The organism is Chloroflexus sp. (genome assembly GCF_049970315.1).
Taxonomy (GTDB): Bacteria; Chloroflexota; Chloroflexia; order Chloroflexales; family Chloroflexaceae; genus Chloroflexus.
Genome location: NZ_JBMFNE010000007.1, coordinates 20,715 through 32,818 on the forward strand (window position 1 = coordinate 20,715; position 12,104 = coordinate 32,818).

A 12,104-nucleotide genomic window follows, 5' to 3' on the forward strand; every position below is an offset into this window, starting at 1 on the left:
TGCATAGCGTTGCTATGCACCTATGGGGAGAACGATAACGCCGCTTGATCGTATGCCGCCGGTAATCTTGCCCGAAAATGCAACAAGCGCATGCCGTTCAGGGTTACGAGCAGTGAAGCACCGACATCGGCAAGGACCGCCATCCACATTGTACCGAGGCCGGCGAGCACCAGCCCAATGAAGAGAAGTTTGACCCCAATGCTAAACACAACATTTGCGGCGATGGTGCGGAGAGTTTGGCGGCTAAGCGCGATGGCAAACGGCAACTGATGCAGATCACCGCTTAATAGGGTTATATCGGCAGTTTCCATTGCCTGCGTTGTTCCCCCGGCACTCGCACTGATGGCAATGCCGACATCGGCTGTAGCCAATGCCGGTGCATCATTGATCCCATCGCCCACCATTGCCACCGCACCAGTCGTTTGGCGCAATGCTTGCACGGTTTGGGCTTTGTCGGCCGGTAACAAACCGGCCCGCACGTCATGGACGCCCAACTCGGCAGCGATACGCTCGGCAGTGGCCGTATCATCACCGGTCAACATCACGATGCGCAGCCCCTGATCGCGGAGGTGGGCAATTGCACTCCGACTCTCTTCACGAATGGTGTCGGCTACCGTAATAGTGCCGCGGTATTGACCATCGACCCCGACCATTAACGGGGTGCGACCTAATTGACTATCGCGTTGTGCGGCAAGGCAGTGCCATTCATCGTGCGTCACTACTTGATCGAACATGCGATGACTACCGATGAACACTTCGGTCCCGTTCACTACCCCACGGACACCCTGCCCAACCAAGGCACGCACCTCTGCCGCTGGTGGTAAGGTTAGGCCACACGTAGTAGCTGCATTGACAATCGCATACGCGAGTGGGTGTTCTGAACGGAGTTCGACTGCTCCGGCCAATGTTAACAATTCATTACACGCCGGACAATGGCCAAGCGGTGCCTCAGGGTTCGTGCAGCCAATCGTGCGCAATACCACAACTGCCGGTTTGCCGGTCGTGAGGGTGCCGGTCTTATCGATGGCAATCGTCTGTACACGCGCTAACGCTTCGAGATACGCTCCACCTTTGATCAAGACACCATGGCGGGCAGCCGTGCTTAGGGCACTGACAATACTCACCGGCGTACTGATCACCAAAGCGCATGGACAAGCGACGACGAGTAGGGCTAAACCACGGTAGAACCACCCAAACGTGTCGGGGGTTGGATTCCAGAACGGTTGGCCGAAGAAAAGTGGTGGCACCGTAGCGACAATGGCGGCAAGCAGAACGACTAATGGCGTGTAGATGCGGGCAAAACGGTCGACAAATCGTTGAATCGGTGCTCGTCGTTCTTGTGCTTCTTGCACCAGATGGATCATGCGAGCCACGGTACTCTCGGCGGCGGGTCGCGTGACAATCACTTCGATGCTTCCCTCGCCGTTCATCGTTCCGGCAAACACTTCATCACCGACACTCCGCTCGACGAGGCGGCTTTCACCGGTAATCGGTGCCTGATTGACGAACGAACTCCCGGCGGCAATCGTGCCATCAACTGGGATCCGCTCGCCAGGTCGGACGATAATGCGGTCGCCGGGGCGTAGGGTCTCCACGACGACCACCTGTTCATCGTCAGGGGTGATGAGGGTAGCAGTCGGTGGTGTCAGTTCAAGCAGGCTGCGAATGGTATGACGAGCGTGGTTGGCTGTGTATCCCTCTAACGCCTCGCCAATCGCATAGAGCACCATCACCAACCCAGCTTCGACATACGCACCGATGATGATCGCACCGATAGCTGCGATGGTCATGAGGGCGTCAATACTCAACTCACGATTGGTTCGTAACACGCGCCATGCATGTTGGGCAATTGATGGTCCTACCAGTGCCAGGCCACCTAACGCGAGGACATCAATCCACCACGCTTCCCAACCGAGTATCTCGTGCAACACGATTCCCGGTATGACAAGGAGTAATCCGATGAGCGCCGGTCTTGTTTCGCGACTACTCAACATAAAACGTAAGAATGCGGGTGGTGGCTCGCTCACTGCGGATGTCGTTGGTCGGGCTTCGTACCCTAATTCACGCACACGAGCAATAACTGTTTCAGGGTCAACATCACCGGTGATGTGCAACTGCTCAGTAGTGAAGTTCAAATGACACGTCTTCACTCCTGCGAGCCGGGCTACCCCGCGTTCGACGGTGCGTGCGCAATCGGGACAATCCATTCCTTTAATTGTAAACCGCTGGTTGTGCATCATGTTGTTCCTCAGCAGTGCAAAAAAAGCGATTTATGCCTTTACTCTAGCGCATTCGGCGATAAAGTCAAGGGAAGTAAGAAAAAATGACACTATGTCTTAGTTGTGAGATGGCAGGTTTTCGTTGTATAGACGTTGTCTCAGGGGAGAGGCGTTGCCGGTTGGTAAAAATAATCGATGGTGTAACACGAATATTACGGCAATTACGTTACTATTGTAAATTATTCTGCTTTAGAAAATCGGTAACGTTATTAAAAGCATTCAAAAAGAGGGGTGTGCCGGCGAATGACAGTGGTGAAACCGGTCCGATGGTCATAAATGAATACTCACGACTATCGCTATCGATGGCAGAATGAGGATCGCGGAAAAGCTGATAGAGATCGAGCGCATTCCCGCGCCCGCCAACTAATTCGCTCAAAGCACGGAACTCGGTTCCCATGCTCAAGCCGAATCCGAAGAAGAAGATGCGCAGTTGTTCGATTATTTCGCGGTGTAGACTTGAGAGGGTTTGGCTGATAAACATCCAGCCAACGCCGTATTTGCGGGTCGTGCGCACGGCATCGATCAAAAAGGTGCGCACCGCTTGTTGTTCCTCATTGCTCGGTTCTTCCCGTGGTGCGATGCGGTGGGCTTCGTCGATAAGAACGAGTGTGTTGAGACTGCGATTTTGCCGGTACGAGCGCTCAGCAGCGTGGCGAATGCCTTCGAGAAGCCGTCTCATGACTAACGCCTGGATAGTGTCGTTCCACACAATGCCGGAGGGCAACGCGGTGTCATCAATTTCGGCCACTCCAGGCAGAGTGAGTTGGTTTTTGGATGTAGGCTTTGATGCAAGTGATTGTTCCTCGGAGAGATCAATCACCACCACTGCTCGTTGACCTTGACCGGTAAAGAGATTTTCTAGCAGATGGTCAACGGTTTGAGCCTCTTGGCGACGTTGATGAAACAGTTGGGTAATCGGTAGCCATGCCTGCCGATAGATCGTATCAGGAACGAGACGATGCATTTGTGTAAGCACTTGGTCGCGTTTGTCTTTGGTTCCATAAATTCGAGTCAAGTTTTGCTCTTTCTTTAAGATTTCCCACACACTATCAAACGTTTCTCTAAGGTGTAGATCGGTAAGTTTCTTTTTCCCCTCTAAATGCTCTCGCACAACTTCAGCGGCCTGTTTTTGGTTTTGTGAGGCTTTGATCCCAAGTCGCTGAAAGAAGCCCGAATTGCCCAAAATCTGTTCAAAAAGGTCCCACCGATCGAGGACTAAGTTTCGAATGCCGATAACTTGCACGTTTCTTCCCAACTTTTGCAGGATAGATTGCATAGGCAAACGAAATGATCCTGTTCCGGTATGGTCACGCATATCTTTGGCAAATTCGCCCTGCGGATCGATTACGAGGAGCCCCATTTCACGGTGACGTGCATACGCCAACAAGATCATTTTGGCGAGGACCGACTTCCCCGATCCGGTTTTACCGAAAATACCGAGATGGTATGCCTCACCTGCCCCATCGAGTCCACTACCAAAATGTTTAAACCAGCACGGTAATAGAGGGGTTGATCCGTAGATATGTCCAAGGTAGAACAATTGCTGTTTGAAGAGCGCCAGGAGTTCATGCAAAATAGCGTCGGTGACCAAATAAATCGGGGTCCCGGTTGGTGGTACGGTGCCTAGCATATCAGGCCGGTACGTGCCACTCCTGGCTGCAAATACCGCACTGATCGTCATTTCACCGAGGTGTGTATCTTGCCGTTCACTCACCGTATCGATCCGGCCGCGCTGGCGAATCAAGCTACGCATGGTTGGGTCTTCGTGCCACACGTTGCGCAGCTTGATTTCGGTGATCTGACCAAGAGCATAGTGGGGTACACCGTCTTGCATATACCGAAAGATCGCCAGTTCTCCGATCAGCTTTTTATGAATAGCACTGGCGAGGATGTCAAGTGCAAGTTCTGAGGTGGAGGAAGGTGAGCCGATGACACCAATCCGCTCGGCTTGATCAACGAGTTGATCGAGACGCTGATACATTGGTTACACTCCTGACTCGGTGCGGTAGCCGTGTAAACTGATAAATACGTCGTTGATGTCACCTTGGTAGTGTTCGGCCATTTGTTGACCGGCAATTTGGCGCAATGTTGGGATTGCAATGGCAAGACGTTTGACCATCCGGTCGGCCATGTAGAGTGGGTACGGTTCAAGTACTGCTGGGGTCCCACACTGATGGCGAATCCCGTGTAGGACCTCGGCGAGGCGATGACGATTATTCGCAACCGCCTGTGCCATCTCTAGGCGTAGTGCCGGTAACCACTGGAACGGTCGGTAGTAGACCACTTGTATGGTAGATAACGCCTGGATAATCTCGTTTGCGATTGGACGCAATGATGGTTCAACATTGAGGTGCCACGGTTCGTTGGGCTGTTGAAGGGACACCGGCTGCGTATACTCACTGGCTGCAAGCAAAAAACTGAGCACACTGCGATCGTCGTGCGCCGATGACCAATTGAGGTAGTGACCGATCTCGCGACGGGTCGTGTATTTCGGGATGCTGATCCAACAACGGTCGCTCCGTTGGGCTTGTAAAATGGAGTGGTACGCTGTGAGAAAGGCTGGAATCTGTTCTAAAAAATATTGTGTGGTTTTCAGATGACCGGTCTCGCGACATTTATTCAACGCTTGATTAAAGTAGATCAGCGGGGTCGTTAGTGAACCGTCGAGCAACACAACCTGATGGGGTGCCTCGTGAGCCAGTTGCAGTTCAAACCCCATCATCAAGGCGCGCAGAATAGTACCGGTATCGCTATCGTGGACTTCGGCTTCAATCCACGCTCGATGCCGTGGTTCTGGCCAGTAGCGTGTTTCGGATGGCGGCGTTAGCCCTTCCACCGCTACGGCGGCTGCGGCCACAAGATCGCTGGCGAGTAAGCGCTCGACTGCATACGCACCATCAATACCACAGGTGGTAGGGATAGTTGGGTATGCGAGATCGGCTTCACGTCCGAGTAGTTTGGTCTCCGTCAATAGACGGCGCCACTGTTCGTACTGCTGGCGGAGGTGCTGAAAGTCGCTGAGCAGATGCTGACTCAAATCGGCTGAGCGATGCAGCAACTCAGCGACGAGCGCGGCGGGTAGTTCCCCAAAAACTCGATCAGGTACCTCGTTCATAAACCACCTCGCTAGGAGCGAGTAGGATTCGATGACGTAAGTCTTCTTTACACCACGATTGCCACTGGACCCGTTCAGCACGTGGTAACAGCCAGCGTGATCGCCACCAGGCTGCCAAGGTTGCGAAGGGTAAATCGCGATACTGCGGTTCGCTTGTTCTCCCTTCAAGATAATCTTCAAGGTTATCAATGAGACGGAACAAGAATACCTCTCGCTTTACGCCGTGTTGGAGTAACGAGGCAGAAAGACCGAGTCGTTCCAATGCTCTGACTATTGTTTGCCATGTTCGACGAGGACCAACACCGAATCCGCCACGGGTCGAAATCCCCTGCTGTTCCAGAAATGTGCGGAAGAGCGGATACAATTCGATAAGGTGAAAGCTGCCGTATCCTTCCGTAAAACCAATCGACTCGGCAATGCTGAGGTGGTGATAGCGCAAGCGGTTGTAAATGCTGCTCCGTCCAAACGCACTGGTGGTGGTGAGGGCGACGAGGTGAGGTGGTAGGATACGCTGTTCCATCTCGGTTGCCCGTTGTTCGTATTTTCGCCGGTAGGCAGCACGGATTTCATTCGCTGCGGCTGCATAGGCGATCAGTTTTCCGCCCAGCAATCGATCGTATGGCGGGACGGCGCCGAGCGTTTGAATATCCATTGTTTGGTTTACCAGCTCGGTTTTTTTGTCTGGCGGGTAGCGAAACAGGCGATCGCGTGATGGAAAACTCAGTGGTGGTGATTGGAGCGCAAGAATACCAATCAGTTTCTGATTGGTATGATCAAAAACGAGGAAGCGTAATCGTCGTCCATACCCTTTCGAGAGCGGAATCGACCAGAGTAAGCGAGCAATCCGAAAGAGATTGGCGTGGTCTTTGGTACGCACTTCGACCAGCTCTGGCTGGATGTGCATCGGGTCAACCTCTTCACCATCTGCGAAGTAGGGAAGATACCGATCCAGATGCCGGTGCAGCCAGGCTTGATGGGCGGCTCGTTCGACGTTGGTTGCCGGTTGATGTAAGAGCCGGATCGCCTCTTTTTCGGTTGCTTGGAGTGACAAGACGCCGGTATGCGATAGTTCAAACCCACACGCTTGTAATCGTTGGATGACGAGACGTTTGAGTTCGTTCGCGTTCATAAGAGTAGCTCTATCATCATCATCTTTACTGTGAGATTTCATGTATCATACCCTATTTCTGCGCTAACGTTCCTGCTGAGATGGTGTGATGGCTTCTTAAGTACCATCATCTGGTGCATACTATGCTATACTTGCGTATGCAACCAATTGTTCATCCGCCAGTCAGGCGAGGAATACGATGACCAGCACACCTATTCGGATTGGAGTATTGACCAGCGGTGGCGATGCACCAGGCATGAATGCCGCAGTACGTGCGGTGGTCCGTACCGGAATTAGTCACGGCTGCGAAGTATACGCTATCTACGAGGGATATAAGGGTCTGATCCAAGGCGGCACGTTGATCCGACGAATGGATTGGAGTTCGGTCGGTGGTATCATCCAGCGCGGGGGCACGATCATCGGGACGGCGCGCAGTGCTGAGTTCCGAACGCGCGAAGGACGACGGCAGGCGGCGGCGAATCTGGTGACACTTGGGATTGACCGATTGGTGATCATCGGTGGTGATGGCAGCTTGACCGGAGCCGATCTCTTTCGTCGGGAGTGGCCGGAGTTGTTGGCCGAGTTGGTAGCGGCGGGTACGATTAGCGAAGCCCAAGCGGCGGCGCATCCGCATTTACGCATTGCCGGGATTGTGGGGAGCATCGACAATGATTTCTGTGGCACCGACATGACTATCGGTGCTGATACCGCTCTCCACCGGATTACCGAGGCGATTGATGCGATTAGCTCGACGGCAGCGAGCCATCAGCGTACCTTTGTGATCGAAGTTATGGGGCGCAATTGTGGCTATCTAGCGCTGATGGGAGCGATTGCCGGTGGCGCCGATTGGGCGTTTATTCCAGAGATGCCACCGCAGATGGACGACTGGGAGCAGCACATGTGTGATGTGTTGCGGATCGGACGGGAGCATGGGCGGCGCGATAGCATTGTAGTGGTGGCTGAAGGTGCGTGCGATCGTCACGGCAAGCCGATTACAGCCCACTATGTCAAGAAGGTCCTTGAGGAGCGCTTAGGTGAGGATACGCGCGTGACTATTCTCGGCCACGTGCAACGCGGTGGTGCGCCGAGTGCGTTTGATCGCTGGATGAGTTCGTTGTTGGGGGCAACAGCTGTTGAAGAGTTGCTGAGCGCGGATGCCGATGCTGAGCCGAAGCTGATCGGTTTGCGGGAAAATCGGGTCGTGCGGTTGCCGCTCATGACGTGCGTGAGCGATACGCGGCAGGTGGCTGAGGCCATTGCCCAACACGATTATGAGCGAGCTATCGCGATGCGTGGGAATAGTTTTGTCGAGGCGTATCGTACCCTTGGGACCCTCATTCAGTCCCAGCCCTCGCCCCCCGACCGCTTGCGGCGCGGTCACCGGTTCGCTGTGATGCACAGTGGTGGCCCGGCGCCGGGAATGAATACCGCGGTCCGGGCAGCAGTACGGATCGGGATTGATCGGGGTCATACGATGCTTGGGGTGCGCAATGGCTTTCAGGGCCTGATCGATGGTGATATCTTTGAAATGGACTGGATGAGTGTCAGTGGTTGGGCAACGATGGGCGGCGCCGAACTCGGCACCAATCGTAAGATTCCCCAAGGTAGTGAGTTGTACCAGATCGCTCGTAATATCGAACGATTTGGGATCGATGGAATCTTGATGATCGGTGGTTGGACCGGTTATCAGGCAGCGTACAAACTCTACAGCGAGCGGCATATTTTTCCGGCGTTCAATATTCCTATTATTTGCTTGCCGGCAACGATTGATAACAACCTACCCGGTTCTGAACTGAGCTTGGGGGCCGATACAGCGCTCAATAGTATCGTTCATGCGGTTGATCGAATTAAGCAGTCGGCGGTGGCGTCCCGGCGGTGTTTTATTGTCGAGGTGATGGGGCGCGATTGTGGGTATCTTGCGCTGATGAGTGGTCTCGCCACCGGTGCCGAACGGGTCTATCTGCCTGAAGAGGGGATTAACTTGCGCACGTTGCAATCAGATCTCGATGAGATGATGGAGTGGTTCCGACGTGGTAAACGGTTGAGTCTGATTATCCGCAACGAGAAGGCTAATCCGGTCTATACGACCTCGTTTATCTGTTCACTGTTTGAAGAAGAGGGTGGCAAGCTGTTTGAGGTGCGGCAGGCAATTCTCGGTCATTTGCAGCAGGGTGGTGATCCATCACCGTTTGATCGGATTCAGGCAACACGCCTGGCCGTCCGCTGTATTGAGTTTCTGATCGAGCATGCCGATCGGCAGGAGCCGGTGGGTGCTTTTATCGGGTATCGTGGTGGTAAGGTGCAGGTGCATCCAATTGAGGATATGCCGCGGCTGATGGATCCAGTCCATGCGCGTCCGCGTGAGCAGTGGTGGTTGGCGTTACGCCAGATGACGCGGTTGCTGACGACGCCGCCGGCGTTTCATCAAGTTGAGCAGAAGTGAGTTGCGCTGGCTTACGCAAAGGGGGTAACGCAAAGGCGCAGAGGGGGTAACGCAAAGGCGCAGAGGGTTTGTTAGCTCCCCCTCGACTGCGGTGCGGGAGCGGGGCCGAGGGGGAAGACAGCTCCCCTAAAACGGAATATCCTCATCATCGAGCGGTTGTGGCTGGTTGCGTGACGGTGCTCGATTAACCGGTGCGCGGGTGGATGATGAGGTATTAGACGGGCGTGAATTAGGCGGTGAAGAGGGCGGTGTGCGACGCACCGGCTCATCGACCGGCTCGTCGTAGACCAGCTCGGCGTCCGGTACCGGTCCGCGTTCACCCTTGCTCGATAGAATGATCATGTCTTGGGCAATGACCTCGGTAGTGTAGCGCTCTTGCCCATCGCGATCGACCCATTTGCGCGTTTGTAGGCGACCCTCGATGTAAACGCGCGTGCCTTTGGTGAGGTATTGGTTGCAGATTTCACCAAGTTTATCCCACGCAACAATGCGGAACCATTCGGTCTCTTCGTGGGAATTGCCGTCTTTGTCACGCCACGTGCGGTTGCTCGCGACCCGGAAGGTGGTTACAGGGCTGCCTTGTGCCGTGTAACGCATCTCGGGATCGGCGCCGAGATGACCCGTTAGTTGTACCTTGTTTAGATCCTTTGCCATCGTACCCTCCTCGTCTCTTGTGTGTTATCGTCCCAACAGTACCGAACCGAGCGAGAGCTTACCCGCACGTTCTCGAACTATTGTACTAATCATAGCATATGTGCCCGCCGTCGTCAAGTAAAATATTGCGTTCTTGTCTACGATAACCCGATGTCAAACCCAACTTCGAGATCTCGCCGTGAATAACGACGGAAAGCTAGTACCGTGGTTGTGTGGCGCACGCCGGGTAGGCGGGCGATGCCACTGGGTACGGCGTCGTCGAGTGATTCGTAAGCGTTGACGCGCAAGACGGCGATGATGTCGTAGTCGCCGGTAACCGAATACACTTCGGCAACGTTGGGTAGTTCGGCGATCTCTTGGGCAAGGTCGCTGATCCGTTGCGGTTCGCAAGTGATGAATACAAAGGCAGTGACCATACGTGCTCCTTTGCTGATGAGCGGTTGATTGGTTTCATCATACCAGAAGAACTGAGCACAACACCGGGCAAGATCGGTGAACCATGTCTCTCTAGAATGGCTCCGGTGGGCGGACGCGCCAGAGCATCGGTGTGAGCCAGTACCAGCATGTGTTGAATAACACGAATAGACCGGCCCCGATTACGTTGATTCGACCAACCCATCCACGCTGCCACAACGTATCGCATGTCGCTGCTGTTCCGATAGCAATTGCCCAGCCTAACGCCATCAGGTAGCGTGGACTGTTCGAGACCTGAGTGATGAATGGTAACGTAGCGAAGATGATGGCAACTACGAAGCTTAAACCCATCAGGCCGATCGTGATTTGCCAGCCTTGTCGCCGGAGCAAGAGCCATAGACCGATAAGTGCGAAAGGTATTGGTAGTAGTCCATAATGGGCAATCAGTCCGGCTTGCCAGAGATTGTTCCATAAGGCTTCGCGGTTGATCGGCGCCCGTCCGGCTACAGCCGTGAGACCGCCCGTGCGGGCGGTGTTGAGTTGAGCGAGGAACATTGACAGGTAGGCGCTGTAGAAGAAGATAATGGCGAATAGGGCACCAATACCGATGGCAAGGGTGAGCGGCCCACTTACTGCCCGTGCCCATTGCAAACCCAGTCCGCGGGCGATCCAGACGATAGCGATCAGGAGACCGAGCAACGTGCCACTACTGATCAGGAAACCGAAGTGGCCGAGAAAGACCATCGCACTAAGAGCGGCTAGCCCAGCTATCCACTCGCGCCGGTACTGCCCAGCTCGCCAGTCTTCCCAAGCTCTGATAATACCCCATATGAACAATAAGTAGAGACTTTGGGTGATAATATGCGTGTCAAACGACCACCATGTGGTGAGATAGGTGGCAGCGGTGAAGGCGTAGATCGCAGCGGCGAGTAGTGCCGGACGTGGTGGGAGAACGCGACGGGCGATGACGTAAACAATCAGCGCACCAAGGCTATCGGCGAGTGCCGCACCGATTTGCAAAAGGAGTGGGGGCGCGATCCCCAATACGTGACCGGGGGCAAGAAGGAGGTATGGCCCCGGTGGATAGGGAAAGTCAATGCCGCGATTCTTCGAGATGATCGTGATCAGGCCACCCAGCGCTTCATGAAAGCGATTCGTGTGAAAGCCGATGTCACCCGGCATGCTGGCCGGGTAGAATCGGCCTCCGATCCGGGTCGCGAATGCAATGGCCACTATCGCACTGAGTGTGTCAGCGATGCCCTGAAGCCGTATCTGTCTCCGTGCCCATGCCTGTATCGCCAGGGTTAAGGGATAGGTCAGAGCAAGAGCTGCAAACGCCGCTTCGGCGCCAAATGCCCAGCGTGCCGGGTCGAGGAGCATAGCGGCGGCGAGTAATCCACTGCCGATTGCCAGGCCCCACAGCGCCTGACGATGCATGGTACGAACAAGGATGAGCCAACCCACAATTACGCCGCTAATCCACCATGCAAGCAGTGGAAGTGCTGGCCAAGCCCACCCGCCGGGAACGGTTGTTACGATAATGCGCTCTAGGGGTAGGCTGAGCTGACGTGGATCTTGTGCCGGTTGAAAGCTATCGCTCACCAGTCGCAAGTGGAGGTTCCCATCTGCGGTGGGTGGCACGATGAGCCATTGCCGACTGCCGCTGTGCTGTACCGGTAGCTCGGCGATGAATCGGTTTTCGTGCCACACCTGAAGCGTGGTAGGTGCCTGATCGACTATCTCTGCTCCGATAGGTAACCAGTGAAGCTCGATGACCGTTGCTCGTAATCCGAAAGTTGGTAAGAACACTTGCGAGTCGCCACTCGTCCAGCGAAACGTGCCGAAGAAGCTCTTCTCGGCAGTGTTAAAATCGCGCAGAAAGGGCAGATCGGCGTCACCGATCCCCTCTTCATAACCAACATCGATCACGTGTTGGTGGGGGATTTGGGCAGTGAGGATGGCAATGGCGAATAACAGCCCCACTGCAACCCAGAGGGCCGGTGTACGCAGAGCACGCCAGTCTTGGCTAAGCGAATTGCTAATGGCGTTAACCATAGGCAGCACTACAGAGAAAACCGCGAAGCGCAGCAC

Annotated in this window: 8 protein-coding genes; 1 reads left to right on the forward strand and 7 read right to left on the reverse strand. The window is 54.6% G+C overall.

All coding sequences use genetic code 11. The features are described from left to right. Positions 1–20: 20 nt before the first annotated feature. The 4 genes from ACP5OT_RS06840 to ACP5OT_RS06855 all read right to left on the reverse strand — a co-directional run bounded on the left by ACP5OT_RS06840 (position 21) and on the right by ACP5OT_RS06855 (position 6,523). Positions 21–2,240, reverse strand: a complete 2,220-nt coding sequence (locus ACP5OT_RS06840; protein WP_424676663.1) for a heavy metal translocating P-type ATPase — start codon at positions 2,238–2,240, stop codon at positions 21–23. A gap of 208 nt (positions 2,241–2,448) precedes the next feature. Continuing rightward, positions 2,449–4,260, reverse strand: coding sequence for an ATP-binding protein (locus ACP5OT_RS06845; protein WP_424676664.1), 1,812 nt, complete (start codon positions 4,258–4,260; stop codon positions 2,449–2,451). A gap of 3 nt (positions 4,261–4,263) precedes the next feature. Continuing rightward, positions 4,264–5,394: a DNA double-strand break repair nuclease NurA gene (locus ACP5OT_RS06850; RefSeq protein ID WP_424676665.1), complete on the reverse strand. Its 1,131-nt coding sequence runs from the start codon at positions 5,392–5,394 to the stop codon at positions 4,264–4,266. Beyond that, the gene (locus tag ACP5OT_RS06855; protein WP_424676666.1) at positions 5,378–6,523 is read right to left on the reverse strand and encodes a Druantia anti-phage system protein DruA; all 1,146 of its coding nucleotides are present in this window, start codon (positions 6,521–6,523) and stop codon (positions 5,378–5,380) included. The genes ACP5OT_RS06850 and ACP5OT_RS06855 overlap by 17 nt, the downstream gene beginning before the upstream one ends. A gap of 178 nt (positions 6,524–6,701) precedes the next feature. On the opposite strand from ACP5OT_RS06855, the gene ACP5OT_RS06860 reads away from it, so the two are divergent. Beyond that, positions 6,702–8,945, forward strand: coding sequence for a 6-phosphofructokinase (locus ACP5OT_RS06860; RefSeq protein WP_424676667.1), 2,244 nt, complete (start codon positions 6,702–6,704; stop codon positions 8,943–8,945). A 126-nt stretch (positions 8,946–9,071) separates the two neighbouring features. Here the strand turns inward: ACP5OT_RS06860 and ACP5OT_RS06865 are convergent, their stop codons facing one another. The 3 genes from ACP5OT_RS06865 to ACP5OT_RS06875 all read right to left on the reverse strand — a co-directional run bounded on the left by ACP5OT_RS06865 (position 9,072) and on the right by ACP5OT_RS06875 (position 12,068). Beyond that, positions 9,072–9,599, reverse strand: a complete 528-nt coding sequence (locus tag ACP5OT_RS06865) for a single-stranded DNA-binding protein (RefSeq protein WP_424676516.1) — start codon at positions 9,597–9,599, stop codon at positions 9,072–9,074. A 137-nt stretch (positions 9,600–9,736) separates the two neighbouring features. After that, positions 9,737–10,015, reverse strand: coding sequence for an Lrp/AsnC family transcriptional regulator (locus ACP5OT_RS06870; RefSeq protein WP_424676515.1), 279 nt, complete (start codon positions 10,013–10,015; stop codon positions 9,737–9,739). Positions 10,016–10,106: 91 nt separating this feature from the next. After that, the gene (locus tag ACP5OT_RS06875) at positions 10,107–12,068 is read right to left on the reverse strand and encodes a hypothetical protein (RefSeq protein ID WP_428111053.1); all 1,962 of its coding nucleotides are present in this window, start codon (positions 12,066–12,068) and stop codon (positions 10,107–10,109) included. Positions 12,069–12,104 lie beyond the last annotated feature (36 nt).